14 protein-coding genes are annotated in these 19,304 nt (G+C 58.6%); 12 read left to right on the top strand and 2 right to left on the bottom strand.

Features of this window, described 5'->3' with window-relative positions; genetic code table 11:
* Nucleotides 1-379: 379 nt before the first annotated feature.
* The 12 genes from bcsE (at nt 380) to AO242_RS12750 (ending at nt 16,715) form a co-directional block, all read left to right on the top strand.
* On the top strand, nt 380-1,918 hold the full coding sequence (gene bcsE / locus AO242_RS12695; protein WP_099268987.1) for a cellulose biosynthesis protein BcsE: 1,539 nt from the start codon (nt 380-382) through the stop codon (nt 1,916-1,918).
* Nucleotides 1,915-2,115, top strand: a complete 201-nt coding sequence (gene bcsF / locus AO242_RS12700) for a cellulose biosynthesis protein BcsF (protein ID WP_099268988.1) — start codon at nt 1,915-1,917, stop codon at nt 2,113-2,115. Before bcsE ends, bcsF begins: the two co-directional genes overlap by 4 nt.
* A complete protein-coding gene (bcsG, locus tag AO242_RS12705) occupies nt 2,102-3,742 on the top strand; it encodes a cellulose biosynthesis protein BcsG (protein ID WP_099268989.1) in 1,641 nt (546 codons plus the stop codon). Before bcsF ends, bcsG begins: the two co-directional genes overlap by 14 nt.
* Nucleotides 3,712-3,969, top strand: a complete 258-nt coding sequence (gene bcsR / locus AO242_RS12710; RefSeq protein ID WP_049827026.1) for a cellulose biosynthesis protein BcsR — start codon at nt 3,712-3,714, stop codon at nt 3,967-3,969. The genes bcsG and bcsR overlap by 31 nt, the downstream gene beginning before the upstream one ends.
* Complete coding sequence (bcsQ, locus tag AO242_RS12715) at nt 3,966-4,688, top strand: cellulose biosynthesis protein BcsQ (RefSeq protein WP_099268990.1); 723 nt, start codon at nt 3,966-3,968, stop codon at nt 4,686-4,688. Before bcsR ends, bcsQ begins: the two co-directional genes overlap by 4 nt.
* On the top strand, nt 4,685-7,279 hold the full coding sequence (gene bcsA / locus AO242_RS12720; RefSeq protein WP_099268991.1) for a UDP-forming cellulose synthase catalytic subunit: 2,595 nt from the start codon (nt 4,685-4,687) through the stop codon (nt 7,277-7,279). The genes bcsQ and bcsA overlap by 4 nt, the downstream gene beginning before the upstream one ends.
* Nucleotides 7,276-9,546 (top strand): cellulose biosynthesis cyclic di-GMP-binding regulatory protein BcsB, encoded by a 2,271-nt coding sequence (gene bcsB / locus AO242_RS12725; protein WP_099268992.1) that lies wholly within the window; start codon nt 7,276-7,278, stop codon nt 9,544-9,546. Before bcsA ends, bcsB begins: the two co-directional genes overlap by 4 nt.
* A complete protein-coding gene (bcsZ, locus tag AO242_RS12730) occupies nt 9,536-10,660 on the top strand; it encodes a cellulose synthase complex periplasmic endoglucanase BcsZ (protein WP_099268993.1) in 1,125 nt (374 codons plus the stop codon). The genes bcsB and bcsZ overlap by 11 nt, the downstream gene beginning before the upstream one ends.
* Complete coding sequence (bcsC, locus tag AO242_RS12735; RefSeq protein WP_257153428.1) at nt 10,648-14,259, top strand: cellulose synthase complex outer membrane protein BcsC; 3,612 nt, start codon at nt 10,648-10,650, stop codon at nt 14,257-14,259. Before bcsZ ends, bcsC begins: the two co-directional genes overlap by 13 nt.
* A gap of 174 nt (nt 14,260-14,433) precedes the next feature.
* Nucleotides 14,434-14,805 carry a response regulator transcription factor gene (locus tag AO242_RS12740; protein WP_099268994.1) on the top strand — a complete coding sequence of 124 codons (372 nt, stop codon included), beginning with the start codon at nt 14,434-14,436 and terminating at the stop codon, nt 14,803-14,805.
* A 337-nt stretch (nt 14,806-15,142) separates the two neighbouring features.
* On the top strand, nt 15,143-15,460 hold the full coding sequence (locus AO242_RS12745) for a helix-turn-helix domain-containing protein (protein ID WP_122394607.1): 318 nt from the start codon (nt 15,143-15,145) through the stop codon (nt 15,458-15,460).
* Nucleotides 15,453-16,715 carry a type II toxin-antitoxin system HipA family toxin gene (locus AO242_RS12750; RefSeq protein WP_099268996.1) on the top strand — a complete coding sequence of 421 codons (1,263 nt, stop codon included), beginning with the start codon at nt 15,453-15,455 and terminating at the stop codon, nt 16,713-16,715. The genes AO242_RS12745 and AO242_RS12750 overlap by 8 nt, the downstream gene beginning before the upstream one ends.
* Nucleotides 16,716-16,876: 161 nt before the next feature.
* Here AO242_RS12750 and AO242_RS12755 read toward each other — a convergent pair whose 3' ends face one another.
* Nucleotides 16,877-17,530, bottom strand: a complete 654-nt coding sequence (locus AO242_RS12755) for a response regulator transcription factor (RefSeq protein ID WP_099268997.1) — start codon at nt 17,528-17,530, stop codon at nt 16,877-16,879.
* Nucleotides 17,520-19,046, bottom strand: a complete 1,527-nt coding sequence (locus tag AO242_RS12760; RefSeq protein ID WP_099268998.1) for a sensor histidine kinase — start codon at nt 19,044-19,046, stop codon at nt 17,520-17,522. The genes AO242_RS12755 and AO242_RS12760 overlap by 11 nt, the downstream gene beginning before the upstream one ends.
* Nucleotides 19,047-19,304: the final 258 nt, after the last annotated feature.

Consider the following 19,304-nt stretch of genomic DNA (forward strand, 5'->3'; position numbering starts at 1 on the left):
GTTTTGAGCTGTTCTCAGGCTATGTAACAGTTTGCAACGGTTTTGTATCGCCAAAAAAACGACACATCACTACCGTTCGTCCGTTGCACACAACAAGCTTTTCAAATTATTGACAGTGTCACTTTGATGGCACATTATTCGCGCCACACGGAATGAATGTTCACTGCCATGGCTGGTTTGTTGAAGGAATCAGATCGCGCGGTGGGGATGATCGCACTCATTTACACGCTCTGAATATTGAGGTTCGACGCGTATCAAACGCGCCGCCTTGACGAGCGCTTGCCTCGTTTTTTGTAGTTCAAAGTCTTGTAGTTCTGCCAACGTTCAGCCATTTCGGTCTGAGGGTTGCCTGTGCATTCGAATTGATGGGGTAGCGCGTTTGGGTCATGTCACATTAGCCATCCGGCAGATGCAGGATGAGAACATGCTGCTGCGCCAGGGAGGTTTGTACTGGATCGCACTGGATCTGGCATCGGATGCTGACATGCTCGCCCGACAGTTCCTGTCCGCGCTGACCGAACAGCATCTGGCCACCTTGGTCAGTACCCATATCGACCCTCAAACAGTCGTCGAATCCATGGACGCAGATTGTGGTCCGTCCGCCTTACGCCTGTTCGCTGTTCCCGGGTCGGCCCGTAAATTTCTCACGTCGCTGACGGCAGATCTGCACCGCATCAATCTTGCACGTGACAGTCATCTGGTGCTCATGTTGTCGGCTGACAGCCTGGAGAACTTCACCGGGCTGGAACTGCAACGCTGGTGTGAAAGTACCCGTCAATGGCTGGTTAAACGCAATTGCACACTGCTGGTGCTGTGCAGTGATCAGGCCCCGCAGTTGCATGAAAAACTGCTTGATCTCAACGAGCAGATTTCCGGTCTGGCGCAGCTGTATCGCCAGGACGGTGGTGTGCGTTATCAGCTCAACTTCTGGCACAGCAGTTTGGGCGTATGCGCCGCGCAGGCGTTCGATCTGAAGGTGACAGACGGTGCATTTGCCCAGAGCAAATCGCCCTCGTCCAGCCCTTTTCAGGTGCGCACCGACGACCAACGCATTTACCTTACGCAACGTGCGGTGCTTGAGGGCACTGCACCGTTGTCGGAGCAGTGGCGTCTGTTTGAAAAGCGCAGTGACTTGCTGGAACAGGCGGCACACGCTCGTGCTGCCAGCGTCATCGTGGCGCTGGAGAGCAACAGCGAAGTCGAACCGCTTGCCCGGCAGTTGCATCATTTGCGCGACCACTGTGGCGTAGCCCTGAAAATCATTGTGCGCGAGATGGAGCCTTGCCTGCGCTACCGGGATGAGCGCCTGTTGCTGGCGTGTGGTGCCAACCTGATTGTGCCAGCCAATACTCAACTGGCGAACTTCCTGAGCATGGTCGACAGCGTGCAGGGCCTGACCTGGCACTACCGTCAGACGCCCGACTTCCAGTCGCTGTTCGAACGACTGCGCCCACCCGCTCAGCGCGGTCTTGTGTCGCCGCAAGAATTCATCGCCTTGCTGGATCAAGTCTATAGCGGTGCCTCGGGCGAGCTGGTTCACCAACTGCTGAGCCTTCGGCCGCGAGGCGATCTGAACATTGATCAGTACCTGAACCAGATCAGCTTGCGGCGTTATGGCGACGTGGCCTGTGTGGTCAACGGCGTGTTTTACCTGTTCCTGTTCGCCTGTCGTGGTGACGGTCTGGAACCGGCGCTGGGCAACATTTGCCGTTTACCCTGGCGAGACCTGTTCACTGAGTGCAAGTCGCTTTCTGCGGTAGACATGCTGCCGCGTCAGGACTTCCTCGACGCATCGCAGCTGCTGGAAACTTCCCGCCTTGCCACGGAGCAGGTCACTGCAGATTTGACGCAGGCCATTATCCAGGTCGGCTATGCACCGCAACGGATCACGTTGACGTTGTCGGAGCACTGCTCATGAAGTATGCCGAGCTGTTGCAGGTCATCGCGGCGAGCTGCCTGATGACCGTGGCCTTGATGCTGGTATTGGGCCGTTTTCACCTGAACCTCAAACTGTGGTTCCAGCGTTACTTGCCCCCGCGTTATCTGAAACCCCGCGGCGTTCGCCGACGTGTATCCGCTGCGCCCACTGTGAGTGACGCTCATGATCCATCCTGAGAGCGTCAGCGCCGCCCCGGTGCGTACCCATACTGTCTGGACCTGGCCCGGTCTGGGGCTGTGGAACCTGTATTTCATTATCAAGCTTGCGCTGCTCTGGGCTGGATACCTGAATCTGCAAATCCTGCCGAATCTGGTTTTCGCCGCCGTTTTGCTGGTGCCGCTGCGCAATAGATATCTGGCGCTGTTGCGCACGGTGATTGCGATACCGGTAGGCGTAGCGTTGTTGTATCAAGACACCTGGCTTCCGCCTTTCAGTCGTTTGCTGGATCAGCCTGGCGTCCTGAACTTCACCGGTGACTACCTGCTGGAACTGGCTGGTCGCTTCATCGACTGGAACCTGTGCGGGGCGTTGCTGCTGCTGATGGTGGGGTATTTCTTCGTCCGTCAGTGGCTGCGTCTGACCACCCTGACCCTGGCCGGTTTTGCCTGGCTGGGCGGTTCGGGATTGTTGGCGATGCATGCACCCGTTCCGCAGCCGGTCAATCCAGTGGCCGGACCTGCCGCTGCCATCAGCGCTGCCGAGCCGGACAGCAAGACGCTTGATAGCTACCTGCAGAAGTTCTACAGCTCCGAGGCAGGGCGGCAGGTGGCGTTTGTCCCTTCGGCATCGGCCGCCCAACCGTTCGACCTGCTATTGATCAACATCTGCTCCATGGCCTGGGATGATCTGGACGCCGTGGGCATGCGGGACAATAAGTTGCTGCAGCAGATGGACGTGGTATTCGACAACTTCAACTCGGCCACTTCCTATAGCGGTCCCGCTGCCATTCGACTTTTGCGTGCCAGCTGCGGTCAGCAGCCACACAACAAGCTGTACGGCGTGGCGCCCGAGCAATGCCTGTTGATGGATGATCTGCGCAAGCTGGGATTCGACAGCGAGGTCATGCTCAATCACACCGGGCAGTTCGAAGGTTTCATGGACGAGGTTCGTGCTCAGGGATCAATGCCTGGCCCGGCGGTCAGTACGTTGGATCTCCCACGGACGCTAGTGGGCTTTGACGGCTCGCCGGTCTTGCGTGACCGGGACGTTCTGGATAAATGGTGGAAGCACCGTGAGGGGGAGGCTGACTCCCGAGTGGCGCTGTTTTACAACACCACGACGTTGCATGACGGCAACCGCGCGCTCACTGCTGATGGCGGTACCAAAAGCGCCGAGTACAAACCCCGTGCGCAAACCCTGATCGACGACCTTGCCGCGTTCCTCAAGGAACTGGAAAAGAGCGGCCGAAGAGTGGCGGTGGTGATCGTCCCTGAGCACGGCGCGGCGTTGCATGGCGACCGGATGCAGATCGACGGCATGCGCGAAATTCCGAGCCCGTCGATTACTCATGTCCCGGTCGGCATCAAGCTGATCGGCATGGGCAAAAATCCGCGCCCGGAACCGTTGCACATCTCCGGACCAAGCAGCTACCTGGCGGTCTCGGAAATCATCTCGCGCTTGTATGCCGCCCCGCCTCAAGGGGAAGGGTTGATACCTGACTGGAAAGTGCTCCTGGCCAATCTGCCAGAGACCCCGATGGTCTCGGAAAACTCCGGAACCGTAGTACTCGACTACGCCGGCAAGCCTTACGTTCGGATCAAGGAGAAGGGCGCATGGCTGCCTTACCCGCAAAGGTTCAAGTGAAAAAGCAGGCGGTTTCGCGCAACGAGCGAGCCGATGATATTGCCCGACTTAAAGTCGAGCTGAGTCTGCCGAGCCTCGAGTATGTCGATATCTCTGCGCAGATGGAGCTGAGCCGTGCCTTGCAGCGTTGGCCTTTGCTGGTTGATCTGACGATCCCTGGCGAGCCGACGCAAGATTTGCCGGCCCATCAACCGATCCGCAAAAACAGGTTCGGGGCGCAATCGTGACCACCCTGAGCTTGCGTGGCATTCGCGGCGGCGTCGGCACCAGCTCATTGCTGGCGGCATTGGGTTATGCCCTTGAAAGCCTGGGCGAGCGCGTATTGATGATCGATATGTGCCCGGAAAACATGCTGCGCCTGCATTTCAATCTGCCCGTGGCAGAGAGTGGCGGGTGGGCCCGGGCCATGCTGGACGGTGAGGACTGGTATGGTCAGGCCTGGAGCTTGTCACCGACATTGCAGCTGTTGCCCTATGGGCAGTTGACCCATGCAGAGAGCATGCTCATCGAAGGGCAACTGATCGATGATCCGTTCCTCTGGAGTCGACGTCAGGCGAATCTGGCCATTCACTACGACTGGATCCTGTTCGACATGCCGCAACGCCTGACAGGCCACTCGACGATCGGCCCGTGTCAGTTTCCGATCCAGATCGCGCAAGCGGATGCAGCCTGTCATGTGCTCTTGCTCCAGCCGTCCCCGTCCTCGCTGCCGTTGCTGGTGAATCGTTTTGATCCGGGCAGCCAGTTGCAGCGCGACTTGCTGCTGATCTGGCGGGAGAGTCACGCATCGCGTCTTTTGCCGCTCACGGTGCATGCTGATGAGGCGCTGAGTGAGTCGTTGGCGTTCAAGCAACCGGTCGGCCAATACGCACCTGACAGTCTGGCTGCCCAGGACGCTCTGAGTCTGGCGACCTGGTGCCTGACGCGTCGCGGTGAGCTGGCATGATTGCGCGCTACTTCCCTTATATGCAGTTGCGTCGCCAGCACGATTGCTATCCACCGACGGCATTCTTGCTGGCGTCTCTGATCAGCCTGAGCTGGCTGGTTTTGCGGCTGGAATCTCCGGTCTGGCAACGGCTGCTGGAACAACGTCAACGCTGGTATCCGCATCTGGCGGGCAAGCAGCCGCGTGCCGGGGATCCCTTGCGTATAGCCCTGCAAAGCCTTTGGTTGCTGGTGTTCCGGCCCTGGCCGAGCTATCGCCGCCGTGCAGTGCCGCAGTGGCTGCGCACGACCGGTCAGATTAATCGGAGCGTCTGGAAGCGCCTCGGGACTTTGCTGGATGGCTTGCCGGTACAAATGACTCAGAGCCAGTCGGTGCATGGCAGTGCCAAATGGTGGCAAACCCTGAGTGCTCGCCAGCAGCGTTGCCTGAGCTATCTCTGCGCGGCCATGGCCTTGCTTCTGGTTGCGGTGTGTATCACCGAACCTTTCAGCTATTTCTCGCAACTGTTGTTCGTGATTCTGCTGTGGGCGGTGGCGATGTTGATCCGTCGTGTGCCAGGGCGTTTTCCGACACTGCTGCTGATCATGCTGTCGGTCATTGTTTCGTGCCGCTATCTCTGGTGGCGTTACACCGCAACCCTGAACTGGGACAGCCCGCTGGATCTGGCCTGCGGTGTCATGCTGCTGATCGCCGAAACCTATTCCTGGCTGGTGCTGTTGCTCGGTTATGTCCAGACCTGCTGGCCTCTGCGGCGGCCGCCCGCGCAGCTGCCGCGTGATACACGTTTGTGGCCGACCGTGGATCTGCTGATCCCGACCTACAACGAAGATTTGTCCATCGTACGCGGCACGGTGTACGCCGCACTGGGTATCGACTGGCCGCACGACAAGCTGCGCATATCGATTCTCGATGATGGCAAGCGTGATGAGTTTCGGCTGTTTGCCGAGCAGGCGGGCGTGAACTACATCACCCGTTCCGACAACAAACACGCCAAGGCCGGCAACCTCAATCATGCGTTGCAGCAGCTCGATGGCGAGCTGGTGGCGATATTCGATTGCGATCACGTGCCGGTTCGCTCTTTCTTGCAACTGACCGTGGGCTGGTTCCTGCGCGACCCGAAGCTGGCGCTGGTACAGACGCCGCATCACTTTCTTTCGCCAGACCCTTTCGAGCGCAATCTCGACACCTTCCGGCAGCGCCCCAACGAAGGTGAGCTGTTTTACGGCCTCGTCCAGGATGGCAACGACATGTGGAACGCCGCGTTCTTTTGCGGCTCATGCGCTGTGCTGCGTCGTACTGCCCTTGATGACATCGGCGGTTTTGCCGTGGAAACCGTTACCGAAGACGCCCACACCGCCTTGCGACTGCATCGCCAGGGCTGGAACTCGGCTTATGTGCGGATTCCTCAGGCAGCAGGGCTGGCAACTGAAAGCTTGTCGGCGCACATCGGTCAGCGAATTCGCTGGGCGCGGGGCATGGCGCAGATCTTCCGCACGGACAATCCGTTGTTGGGCAAGGGGCTGACGATCTTTCAGCGGATCTGCTACGCCAACGCCATGCTGCACTTTCTGGCGGGCCTGCCGCGGCTGGTATTTCTCACAGCCCCCTTGGCATTCCTCCTGCTGCACGCCTACATCATCTATGCCCCGGCTCTGATGATCGTTCTGTATGTGATCCCGCACATGGTCCATGCCAGCCTGACCAACTCCAGAATGCAGGGCGAACATCGTCTGACCTTCTGGGGCGAAGTCTATGAAACCGTGCTCGCCTGGTACATCGCACGGCCTACGACTGTGGCGTTGTTCAACCCGAAGAAAGGCAAGTTCAACGTGACCGCCAAAGGTGGGTTGATGAGCGAGAACCAGTTCGACTGGGGGATCGCACGGCCTTACCTGGTGCTGGCGGCGCTCAATGTTCTTGGCCTGGGCTTTGCGGTGTGGCGATTGTTTACCGGTCCGTCGAATGAGGTCGGCACGATTCTGGTCAGCATGCTCTGGGTGCTCTACAACCTGCTGATTGTCGGCGCTGCGGTGGCGATTGCCGCCGAGGTGCGTCAGGTGCGTGAAACCCATCGCGTCCAGGCCCAATTGCCTGCTGCTGTGCGTTTGCCGAACGGACGTTTCTACCCCGGCATGCTGGTGGACTACTCCGACGGTGGCGCAGGCATCGAGCTGGACGCGCAACTGAGTTTGCCAATGGGCGAGCGGGTCAGCTTGTTGATGCAGCGTGGCGAGCGCGAGTTTCTGTTCTCCGGGATTGTCAGTCGCAGCCACAAGAACTTCATCGGTATCTCGCTTAACGAACTGTCTGCGCAACAGAAAATCGATTACGTGCAATGCACCTTTGCTCGCGCTGATGCGTGGTTGAACTGGAGCGAAGATTTCACCCCTGATCGTCCGCTGCACAGTTTCATTGATGTACTGAGCCTGGGCGCTCGCGGTTATTACCGTCTTTATCAGTACCTGCCTGCCTGGCTGCGTGCGATTACGCGCCCCTTTGTAACGACGTGTGCGTGGCTGCTCAGCTACGTGCCGCGCTTTGCCAAATCCGAACCTTATTCCTCATCCTCCCGATCGGTAAGTGCCCCATGAGTCGCTCTTTTAATCTCACCCTGGCGAGTCTGCTGTGGGTGGCCATGACCTGTGCCCAAGCCGGGACTGCGGTGGTTTCCACTCCGGACCTCACGGTGGCTGGCGCGACGCCGGGCTGGGATGTCACTCGCAGCTTTTTGCAACTGGGCCGCCCCGCGGACAGCCTTTTGCTGGGTACGCACACTACCGATCAGTTCGAGTTCACCATGCGCCGCGACCGCATCGCCAGCGATGCCAGTTTGCAACTCGAATACACCCCTTCGCCGGCGCTACTGCCGACGCTGTCGCACTTGAGGGTTTACCTCAATGACGTATTGATGAGCGTCATCCCGATTGAAAAGGATCAACTGGGCAAAAAAGTGGTTCGTCCGGTTCAGCTTGATCCCCGGTTGATCACCGACTTCAATCGGGTCCGGCTGGAGTTTGTAGGGCACTACACCGATATCTGTGAGGAACCGTCCAACACTGCGCTGTGGGTCAGCATTGGACGCAACAGCCAGATCGCATTGAGAGAGCAGGCGTTGATCGTCAAAAACGATCTGTCTTACTTCCCGATGCCTTTCTTCGATGCCCGTGGGTATGAAAAACCGGTATTGAACATGGTGTTCGCTGCTGCCCCTACGCTGGGCGAACAGCGCGCTGCCGGGATTCTGGCCTCGTATTTCGGCAGCCTGTCTTCATGGCGCGCCATGACCTTCCCGGTACTGTCGGATCAGTTGCCTGCTGCCAGCGCGGGTCAAGTGACGTCATCCGTTGTGTTTGCCACCAACACCCATCGTCCGGCGTTTCTGGCGGACCTGGAGAAATTCCCGGCGGTGGATGCGCCCGTGGTGCAGGTGATCGACAACCCTGACGATCGCTTCAGCAAGGTTTTGCTGGTGCTGGGACGTGACGACGCGGACCTGGTCACCGCCGCTCAGGCGCTGGCGTTGGGCGGCGATCTGTTTCGTGGCGAGCGCGTGGTCATCGACAAGCTGCAACAGATCAAGCCCCGCGTGCCCTACGACGCGCCAAACTGGATGCGCACTGATCGCCCGGTACGTTTTGCCGAGTTGATCAAGTACCCCGAGCAGTTGCGCGTCAGCGGTCTGCAACCGCTGCCGATCAGCCTGGACATCAACCTGCCGCCTGACCTGTTCGTCTGGCGCAATCAGGGTATCCCGCTGCAAACCAAATACCGCTACACGCCGCCCGCATACAACGATGGTTCGCGCCTCAACATCAGCCTCAACAACCAGTTCATCACCAGCCTGCCATTGCAGGTCAACAGTAATGACCGGCTTGAAGAGTTACGCCTTGCGGTGATGTCCAGCGAGTCAGCCAACGTCAATGAAAACCTCTCGGTTCCGGCCTTGAAGATCGGCGACCGCAATACCCTGAAGTTTAATTTCAGTTTCGCGACAACCAATAGCGGCTCCCAGCGTGATCGCTGTCAGACATCGTTGCCGGTAGACACCCAGGCAGTCATCGACGACCAGTCGACCATCGACATGTCGGGTTACCACCATTACATGGCGATGCCTGATCTGGCGGCCTTCGCGCGCAGTGGTTTCCCCTACAGCCGCATGGCGGATCTGTCCGAAACCATGGTGCTGTTGCCGTCCCGGCCAAGTGCCGTACAACTGAGTACTTACCTGGAAGCGGTCGCAGGGATTTCGGCACGATCGGGCTTGCCTGCCCTGAACCTCAAACTCAGCGATAACTGGGAGGAGGCGTCCAGATACGACGCCGACCTGCTGGTGCTCGGCTCGTTCGCCCCGGATATGCGCGACAACCACGACATGAATCTGCTGCTGGATCGCTCCCGTAACTGGTTGCTCAAGGCTAACCAGCAAGGCCCAGGTTATGCAGCCATAAAGGGTGAGGGGAACCCGGTTGCCAGCCGTGTCGAAGTCTCGGCTCAGGGGCCGATTGCTGCAATCGTCGGCTTGCAGTCGCCCTACCATGACCAGCGCAGCGTTGTTGCACTGCTGGCCACCACCGATGCTGACTTCAGCCTGCTGCGCGAGACGCTTAACGACAGCGGCAAGATGGACGCTGTGTCTGGCTCGGTCGCCTTGATCCGCAGCAGTGGCGTCAGCAGCCAGGCAGTTGGCGATCAGTATTTCGTCGGTGAGCTACCGTGGTGGCTGATGCTCTGGTTCAAGCTTTCCGAGCATCCCGTGCTGTTGGCCTTCATGGCGGTGGGCGGCGTGTTGCTCAGTGCGTTCCTGGTATGGCGCATGTTGCAGTGGGCGGCTCGTCGCCGTCTGGCTTATGAGGAATAAGTCAGTGAACGGGGTCGGTTTTTTGTTGGCCACCGTTGCTTTGTCATTTCTGACTCAGGAGGCCGAAGGTGCGCCTGCGTGTAACTGGCCCGCATGGGAGAGTTACAGGCAGCACCTTATCAGCGCTGATGGCCGGGTCATCGACCGCTCCTCCGCGCAGCAGATCACCACGTCGGAAGGGCAGAGCTACGGACTGTTTTTCGCCTTGGTGGCCAACGACCGGGAAAGCTTTGAGCGGTTGCTGAACTGGACGCGCGACAACCTCGCAGGCGGTGATCTCGACGATCATCTGCCAGCCTGGAAATGGGGCCTCAGCGCGCAAGGCAAGTGGCAGGTGCTCGACAGCAACAATGCCAGTGACTCGGATTTGTGGATCGCGTACAGCCTGCTGGAAGCGGGACGGCTCTGGCGCAGGCCTGATTACCTGCAATTGGGTAACCATCTGCTGTGGCGCAGTGCCGCGCAGACCTTGCGCAAGCTGCCGGGTCTGGGGTTGATGCTGCTGCCGGGAGACAAAGGTTTTGAGTCGCCCCAAGGTTGGCGTCTGAACCCCAGCTATACGCCGCCGCAACTGTTGGCTCGCTTTGCGCTGATCGCCCCCGTCTGGGATGAGGTGGCAAAAAACGCCCGGCGTCTGTGGATCGAAGGCTCGCCAAAAGGCTTCGCTCCAGACTGGTTGGTGTGGCAAGCGGGGCAAGGCGCAGAGGCCCAGGAGCACGGAGCAAAAGGCAGTTACGACGCCATTCGTGTCTACCTCTGGCTGGGGATGCTGGCGTCCGATGCGCCGGAGCGTGCTTCGTTGCTCGCGCACTTCAAACCCATGATCGACGCCACCAGACAACGGGGTTTTGTGCCTGAGCAGGTCGCCGTCGTTACTGGTGAGTCCACTGGCACGGGGCCTGCCGGTTTTTCGGCGGCCCTTCTGCCGTTGCTGGCCGACGACAGTGCTGCATTGAGTGCCCAGCGTGAGCGACTGCGTACCGCGCCGCCGTTGGCTGACGCTTATTACAGCCAGTCGCTGTTGATGTTCGGCCAAGGCTGGGACGAACAGCGGTATCGATTCGATAAGGACGGACGTTTGCAGCCAGCCTGGACATCGTCATGCAAACAGTGAATCCACCACCCGTTTCCGGCTACCGGCTGCTGCCCAAAGGTGCACTCAAGGCACTGGCGATGTGCGGCGCATTATCCTTGTCCTGCTGGTATGGCACGGCGCTCAGCGCAACCGTAGCGCCTGCACCTCAGGATCAACAGCAGTGGCTGCTGCAACAGGCGCGTATCGGCGAAGCCTTGTATCGCGACGATCTGGTGCGTGATGCCCTGGCGAGGCTGGAGCTGATTGATCCCAATCATCCGCAGGTTCTGGTGGGCAAGGTTCGCCAGGCACTGGCTGATAAAAGTGCGCCGCTAAATACCGCCTGGATTGAGCAACTCATGGCCCGTTTGCGTCAGCAGGGGCCCGACTCGGCGGCGCTGCGTCAGGCAAACGCGCTGATCCGGCTTAACAGCTCGGAAGGTGCGGGGCAGTTACAGCAAGCGCGGTTGTTTGCTGCTGCCGGACGTTTCGATCAAGCGAGTGAGGCCTTTGAACAACTGTTCGGCAAAGAGCCGCCGGACTTGCCTTCTGCGCTGGAATACTGGAGCGCCCGTAGTCGCATCAGCGGCCAGCGGGCCGCCGTCATCGAGCATTTGAAAGACCTTGATCGCGACTACCCGGGCAATGCCAGCGTGCGGCAGATGCTGGTCGGCCTGTTATTTGCCGAAGGTCGTAACGATCAGGCGCTGGCGGTGCTGCATCAATTGGCAGCTGATCCTCAGGCGAGCAACAATGCCGCAGAGCGGGAATTCATCTACCTGAACACCTTGCCGGTGAGCCCTGAAACGGCCCGAAACTGGCAGGTCTTTCTCGATTACTACCCTTATTCGTCGTTCAGAAAGGAAGCTACCCAGCGGCTGGCCGAACAGCAACGACTGCTTGCCGATCCCGCATGGCAGGCGGGGGCCCAGGCCAAGCGTCTGCTGGAACGAGACAAGGGCACTGACAGCGCCCAGGCCGAAGTGCTGTTGCGGCGCGCCGTTAAAGCCTATCCGCAAGATTCGAGTCTGTATGGTGCCTTGGGCACATCGTTGATGCGCCAGGATAAATACCCGGCAGCACTTGAGGCGTTTTCCACTGCGCTGACCAAAGAACAAGACACCTATTACATCAGCAAATGGCAGGACCTGCAGTTGCTGACCCGCAACTGGATGATCCTTCAGCAAGGCGACGAAGCCTTGCAGCGCAAGGATTACGTGAAGGCGCGCAAGGCGTACCAGCAGGCACGAATTCTCAATCCCAAGGCTGCCGCACCCTTGATGGGCCTGGCAGCCGTGGCCCTCGGCGAGGCCGATGATATCGGTGCCGAGGCGCTGTTACTGCAAGCACGCAAGGCTGAACCAAACAACACCAGCGTGCTGCGCGCACTGGTGCGCTTGTACCGTGGGCAGTCGAGTGCCAAAGCCGAAGCGTTTCTCGACAGCTTGCCCGCCAGTAACCAATCCGAGTTCGCCGCCTTGCGCCAGAGCTTTGAAATCGAGCGTTTGAACCTGCAGGCCGATGTGTTCAGCGAACGTTCCGATTGGGCGCAATTGATGCTGGTGCTGAAAAAAATCCGTCAATTGGACCCGGATAATCCGTGGCTGACCTATCGCCTTGCAGCAGCCGAAATCGCATTGGGTAAACCGGTCGAAGCGGATGACGCGTTTCGCCAACTGCTGGCCCGTCAAGGCAGCAATCCTGAAGCGCGTTACGCACACGGTCTGTATCTGGCCAACCTGAATCGCGACAGCGACGTACTGAGCAGTCTCGGCCAGATTCCCGCGAAGGCCTGGACGGACAACATGCGCGAGCTGGCCGCGCGGATCAAACGCAGGCAATTGCTGGCTCAGGCGCAGCAGTTGCGTGATGCCGGGCGCGAGCCGCAGGCCATTGCATTGTTGCGGGCCAATCCGACTCTGGACGATTTCGCCACGCTGGCCGATTGGGCCATGCAGCGCGGGGACTATCCCGAGGCCGAAAGCGATTACCGCAAAGTGCTCAAGGCCGATCCTGAAAATGCCGAAGCGCAGTTGGGGCTGATCGAAGTGCAGATTGCAACGGCGCGCACGCCCCAGGCAGACGCAGCGCTGAACAGCATCGTCGTGACCCCGGCCGCTTCGGTGAGCTGGCAACGCCGTCTGGCCAACGCATGGGCCGCCGTGGGTGAAAAAGACAAGGCCAATGCGATCTTTGCCCAACTGCTGAAAACCCCACAGACCGATCCTTTGTTGTACCGCGATGCTGCCCGCCTGATGGCTAAGGATCATCCGCAACAGGCACTGGATAATTACGCCCGCAGCATGGCCTCGGCTGGCTTGATTTCACCTGCGCAAGGCAGTCCGCGGGACAACCTGGCAATGACTGGGGCCAGCCGTGCCAAGGACGCCGATGACTGGTTGCCACGCAGTCTGCGCAGTGAAGTCGACGAGCTCTATAAACAGCAGAATCCAACGGTCAATGTGTACCGCGATTTTGCCTGGCGCACCGACAATACCGCGCCGGGGATTTCCGACCTTACTACCCAGACCACCATTTTGCGCATCGACTCCCCCTTTGCCGCGGGGCAGGGTTTTGTGCAGGCCGAGCAGGTCGATCTGCAGGCCACTGCTTTCGACACCGATGCCGACGGCCTGCACCGGGAGGCATTCGGCACCTGTGCGGTTCAGTTTCGAGACCGAACCACCGGGGCGCTGGTCGCCAACGGCTGTCGCAGCACCTCACAAAGTACCTCCGGGCCGAGCCTGGCGGTGGGCTGGAAAAACGCTCAGTGGGCCGTTGATCTGGGTCATACGCCACAAGGCTTCGAAGTTGGCAACTGGCTGGGTGGCGTCGCCTACAGAAGCGATTGGCAATCCATCGGCTGGACCCTGACCGCCTCGCGTCGTCCGGTGAGCAACTCCGTCGTGTCCTACGCAGGTGCTGTCGATCCTGTGACCGGAACCCGCTGGGGCGGTGTGACCAGCAATGGGCTGACACTGAGCCTAAGCCATGACGAAGGTGGCGTTGACGGCGTATGGGCCAGCTTTGGCAGCCATTGGTTGCGTGGTACCAACGTGGTCGACAATCAGCGGCTCTCGGCAATGACCGGCTATTACTACCGTTTGATGGACCGTGCCGACGAGCGCATGCGCACCGGCCTGACCTTGATGTACTGGGGCTACGACAAGGACTTGAGTGAATACACACTGGGGCAGGGTGGTTACTACAGCCCGCAGCAGTACTATTCGATCGGTGTGCCGTTCAGTTATGCCTGGCGCAATGCCAACTGGTCCGTTCAGCTGGACAGCTCAGTGGGCTGGTCCTTCTCGAAAACCGACAGCAGCGATCTGTATCCGCTGGATGGCCCGGCTGGCAAGTTCTTCAGCCAGGCTTCGGACGCCGGACTGGATATCGATGGCAGTACCACGCTGACCAAAGCCGCGAGCAGTAGCTCTGGCGCAAGTGTTCGCTTGCAGGCATCGCTTGAACGACGTTTGAGTGACCACCTGGTGCTTGGCTCAGGCGTCGCACTGCAACACAGCGAAGGTTATGCGCCGAGTCGCGCCATGCTTTATCTGCGTTACACCTTCGATGTGTGGCAAGGCAATCTGCCGATGCCTATTGAAGCCGTAACGCCATACGCAGATATGCGCTGACAAATCGTCGGGCGCAATCACTGTCCACACGGTCAGTGTTTCGCCCGTCGGTCGGTTTAAACCGTGCTTTATACGTGGGTATGATTTCAGGAACGTGCCGCGCTGGTTACCGTGCAGGCCATGAGTGCGCAGATCATCGGCACTTCTACTCATGGCTATTGAAGGTAACTGGTCTTGGCTAAATCCCCGGTGATCGCGGTCGTCGATGACGACACGGCAGTCCGCACTGGCATCGACAGTCTTGTTCGCTCTCTGGGTTTCGTCGCGTGCCTGTTCGCCTCGGCCGAGGATTTCCTGATCTCGCCCTTTCTGAAAACGGTTGATTGCCTCATCACCGACCTGCAAATGCCCGGCATGAGCGGCGTTGAGTTGCACGAGCACCTGAGCCGTCAGGGTCTGCAGATCCCCACTATCTTCATCACCGCCTTCCCCGAAGAGTCCGTACGCAAACGCGCCATGACCGGCAGCGCCGTGGGCTTTCTGAGCAAACCGTTTAACGCCCAGAGGCTGATCGACTGCATCGAGTCGACGTTTCCTGCGGTTTGATTCCCGATAAATGACACGCTGTCGCATCGTAAACATTGGACTGTAGGAGTGAGCTTGCTCGCGATAGCTTCAGGCCAGACGGTAATTTCTTAACAGGTCTACCGCTATCGCGAGCAAGCTCACTCCTGCAGGGTCCGTGTTTGCTGTGCCACAGCGCGGCCTCTGGACGGGACGCCCATACAGGAAACACCCTCGCTATGATATTTCAATATCAATATATTGTAATTTATATCTGATTTATGGATTTAAAAACAAAAATAAGGGAATTAGGTATTGATAAGGCCGAGGCTAGTCTATAGTTTCAAGTTCCATGCAGGACTCAGCACCGGAAGACGTTATGTTGGATTTAAGCTTCAGCAAGCCGAGTGAGATTGTTAAACGACTCTGTGAGCGCCTGCGCACGGAGCGTCTTGCTCAACAGATGACGCAAGCTGACGTGGCAGGTCGCGCCGGTGTGGCGACCAATACCGTTGCCAATCTTGAAGCCGGACGCAATGTCGGGTTCGAGAGTCTTGTTCGTGTCGCGATGGTGCTTGGGCGAAGCAAGGAACTTGAAGGACTGTTCTTGCCAAAGCTGGACAGCCTCGAAGATATCCACCGATACGAAAGCACTGCGCATCGTCATCGGGTGAGAGGGAAGTCCGGCGATGCTTGAGCAAATCAACGTCTACTACAACGGCTGGGGTGAGCGCTGGTTATGGGGCACGCTTGTGTCTACAACGGCTATCACCGGTCGCCCACAGATTGTTTTTGAGTACAGCAATGAGGCTCGGGGCAAAGGCCTGGAGTTATCGTCCTACACCCTTCCGTTAGAGGGTGCACGCCTGCGTCGAGGATTTGCGTCACACCAGTTCGGTCTGCCAGGTCCTGTCTATGACTCATTGCCGGATGGTTGGGGCATGCTGCTTATGGACAGGTTGTTCAAACGCCGCGGCCTCAATGTCGCACGTATCGGACCGCTAGAGCGGCTGGCTTATATTGGCAGCCATGCCATGGGCGCAATGTCGTTTGAACCCGTGGCTCCCGAGGCGCTGGAGCCGAAAGTGCATATCCCCCTTGAGCTGCTTGCGTCTGAGATTCAGGACGTTCTCAATGGCGAGGGCGGGGATTTTCTGCAGACGCTGCTGTTGGTGGGGGGCTCGCCTCAAGGTGCCAGACCCAAGGCGCTGGTCTATCGCGATCCTCAGAGCGGAGCCTTCACCACTGCTGCGGACAGCCCGGGTCTGGAAGCCTGGTTGATCAAATTCCCCGCAAAAGACGAACACCGGGAGGTATGCGCTATCGAGATGGTCTACGCCGAATGCCTCCGCATGTGCGGCATCCAGACCCCCGATACGCAGCACTTTAGTCTGCCCAATGGCCTGGCAGCCTTCGCGAGCAAACGTTTTGATCGTATAGACGGCCAGCGTGTGCCCATGCAGAGCCTTGCGGCTTTTACCGGAGCTGATTACACGTCTCCAGGTGCGCTGGACTATGTCAACTTTTTGCGGGCAACGCAGATGTGCACCAATGATGTACGGGAGAAAGCTATTGCCTTCCAGCGTGCCGTTTTCAATATTGCGTTCAACAACCGCGACGACCATCCGAAAAACTTCGCCTATGTCATGTCATCGTCAGGTACATGGCGACTCGCTCCTGCCTACGACGTCACATTTTGTGAGGGGCCTGGCGGTTATCACCAGATGGACGTGATGGGCGAGGCGTTGGCAATCGACCGGAATGCGCTACTCAACCTTGCAGACGAAGCAGAAGTTTCAGTAGATATAGCGGGCGAGATTATTGACAGCATTGGCGGCATCGCCAGCCAGTTTTCGGCTATAGCCGAGCGTGTATGCCCAGGCATGATCACCCCGGACACTCTGCATACGATACAAAGTCGGATCAACGAGAATGTGGACTTGCTGCGTTAGCCGATATCGCTGTTTTCACGCAATCTTGCAGGCGAAAATCCTTTGGGGAGATTCTATGTGGCCTGCAAACACTAATTCGTGGGAGCGAATTTATTCGCGAAGCGTCCGGTACATAGGATGGATCTGTGCCGTCAGGAATGCGGCCCAGACCAGGTACCACATCACTTCCCCAATTCCAGCGTCTCGGCCATGCGCACCAGCTCCGCAAATGACTTTGCGTTCATTTTCTTCATGGCATGGCCGCGGTGGATTTTGACGGTGATTTCGCTCAGGCCTATTTCACCGGCGATCTGTTTGTTCATCAGGCCTGAAGCCGCCATGGCCATGATCTCTTTCTCGCGTGGCGTCAGGGTTTCGAAACGAGTGCGTATTTCATGGACGTTCCTGTTTGCCTGCCGACCGCTTTTATCTTTTTCCAGCGCCGCAGACACCGCGTTCAGCAAGTCCTGCTCACGGAACGGTTTGGCCAGGAAGTCTACGGCACCCGCTTTCATGGCGCGTACCGTCATGGCGATGTCGCCGTGGCCGGTCATGAACACAATGGGCAGGTCGATGTTGGCGCGCACCAGTTCGTTCTGGAAATCCAGACCGCTGGTGCCTTGCAGGCGAACATCGAGTACCAGGCAACTGGGTACATCCGGCCGCTGAAACTGAGTGAAGTCGGCCACGGAAGGGAACGTCTCGACCCGTAGGCCGATGGAGCGCAGCAGGCTGCTCAACGCATCGCGCAGGGCTGCGTCGTCATCAACGATGAAAACGATCGGATCGTGGCTGATTTTGACAGCGCTCAGGTTCATCGGATGGTCATCGTTCATGAGGAGGCTCTGGTTCTCCGGGGAGGGCGAAAAGCAGCACTGCCCCTTCGCCAGGCTGGCTCTGGGCCCAGATCCGGCCGCCGTGTGCGTCGATGATCGAGCGGCAGATAGACAATCCCATTCCCATGCCTTCAGGTTTTGTAGTGAAAAACGCATTGAACAGACGTCCCATGTCGTCGGGCTGAATACCCGGCCCACTGTCGCGCACCTCTACCACCACTTCATTTTGCGACTCATGGTGCAAGCGCACGCTCATCTTGCGTAGCGAGCCCTGATTGCCGCCCATGGCCTGTATACCGTTGATCAACAGATTGACCAGTACTTGCTGCAACTGAATGCGGTCGCCCATGACCCTGGGTACATCGCGGGCGATGTCCTGCACCAGTTCGACCCGGGCGCGTTGGATTTCCCGAGCGACCAGACTCACTGAGTCCTCGATGATTTCCCGCAAGTCCACGGGGGCTCTTTGCGGGTCGGCTTTACGCGACAAGGCGCGAATACGCCGGATCACTTCACTGGCCCTGAAGGTTTCACTGAGAATGCGCTCCAGTGCCTGCGCGGCTTCGGTGATATCCGGTTCTCTGCGATTGAGCCAGCGCAGCGACGCTTCGGCGTTGGTCGTGACCGCCGCCAGAGGTTGATTCACTTCATGAGCAATCGAGGCGGTCAGTTCGCCCAGGGTCGTGACGCGGGTGACATGGGCCAGTTCGGTCTGTGAGCGGTGCAGCGCTTCTTCGGCCTGCCTGGACGCGGTCACGTCCATCAAGGCCCCGACGTATTCGCAGTTGCCGTCCTGATCGTGGGTCAGGTGCGCGAGCATGTGCAGATGTTTGATGCGTCCGTCAGGCATCAGCAGACGGTGCTCGACGCTCAGGTCAGGGGGCAGTTTTCGTGCCTGGGCAATGCAATCCAGCACGAGGGCCAGGTCATCGGGATGGGTTCTTTGCAGGACCCGGTCTATGGACGCGTGAGCACCCGCTTCGTACTCGAAGATCCTTTGGGTTTCTTCCGACCAGTGCATCTCCAGATCAGGCACCCGAAAGCCGACGCTGCCGGTCCTGCTCAGACGCTGGGCATCAATCAAAAAAGCTTCGTTGCGACGCAATGCCTGGTGCGCCTCGGCGAGCAGGCAGACCTGCTCCTGCAACCGGTCATTGACCGCCTTGTTGCTGCGCGCCAGCACAGTGGTAATTCCGATTGCGGCGATGCTCACCAGGCAACGGGCGACGGCGGGTAACTCGGCGTCCTGGCCGTGGGTCAGCAAAAAGGAAATGATCGTCAGAAACAGGCAGCTCAAGGCGACGATAGTCAAACCATGGCGACTGAAAATGTTCACCGACAACAGAATGACCATGACATAAAGCACCGCCACCGCAACGTCCAGTGAAGTCACCGTATCGATGATGAACACCGCAGTGGTAATGGCGACAGCGCCCAGGCGAAGCAATAAGGATGAAGCGCGGGCGTTGGGGGCTGCAGCGGCATGCCCGGCAGGCAACGTAGCGGGTGTATTCATTGGAACGCATCATGTCCTTGAATGCTGGCCGACAACCGCACTGGACAGCTTCTGATCCTTGAATGGGCGCAACGGAAAAACAACGACGACCGCGTGCCAGTGTGAGACGAATTTTAAGCGGCGCCGTTGTTTCAACCTATAGTCAGAATGGTTGTTTTTGGAACGCTTGTGCTTTTGCTTGAGCTTCAGCGGGCAGTAATGGCCCGTTGAAGACCCACGAATGTTTGAATCGTGAAATTTTTAAAGGGCCAATTCTCT

This window comes from Pseudomonas sp. ICMP 561 (assembly GCF_002699985.1).
GTDB classification, from domain to species: domain Bacteria; phylum Pseudomonadota; class Gammaproteobacteria; order Pseudomonadales; family Pseudomonadaceae; genus Aquipseudomonas; species Aquipseudomonas quasicaspiana.

What these genes read in the sequence shown, in the direction of transcription:
- bcsF (WP_099268988.1), top strand. Translation starts at nt 1,915, where the DNA reads ATGAAGTATGCCGAGCTGTTGCAGGTCATCGCGGCGAGCTGCCTGATG.
- bcsG (WP_099268989.1), top strand. Translation starts at nt 2,102, where the DNA reads ATGATCCATCCTGAGAGCGTCAGCGCCGCCCCGGTGCGTACCCATACT.
- bcsR (WP_049827026.1), top strand. Translation starts at nt 3,712, where the DNA reads ATGGCTGCCTTACCCGCAAAGGTTCAAGTGAAAAAGCAGGCGGTTTCG.
- bcsA (WP_099268991.1), top strand. Translation starts at nt 4,685, where the DNA reads ATGATTGCGCGCTACTTCCCTTATATGCAGTTGCGTCGCCAGCACGAT.
- bcsB (WP_099268992.1), top strand. Translation starts at nt 7,276, where the DNA reads ATGAGTCGCTCTTTTAATCTCACCCTGGCGAGTCTGCTGTGGGTGGCC.
- bcsZ (WP_099268993.1), top strand. Translation starts at nt 9,536, where the DNA reads ATGAGGAATAAGTCAGTGAACGGGGTCGGTTTTTTGTTGGCCACCGTT.
- bcsC (WP_257153428.1), top strand. Translation starts at nt 10,648, where the DNA reads ATGCAAACAGTGAATCCACCACCCGTTTCCGGCTACCGGCTGCTGCCC.
- AO242_RS12745 (WP_122394607.1), top strand. Translation starts at nt 15,143, where the DNA reads ATGTTGGATTTAAGCTTCAGCAAGCCGAGTGAGATTGTTAAACGACTC.
- AO242_RS12750 (WP_099268996.1), top strand. Translation starts at nt 15,453, where the DNA reads ATGCTTGAGCAAATCAACGTCTACTACAACGGCTGGGGTGAGCGCTGG.
- AO242_RS12755 (WP_099268997.1), bottom strand. Translation starts at nt 17,530, where the DNA reads ATGAACGATGACCATCCGATGAACCTGAGCGCTGTCAAAATCAGCCAC.
- AO242_RS12760 (WP_099268998.1), bottom strand. Translation starts at nt 19,046, where the DNA reads ATGAATACACCCGCTACGTTGCCTGCCGGGCATGCCGCTGCAGCCCCC.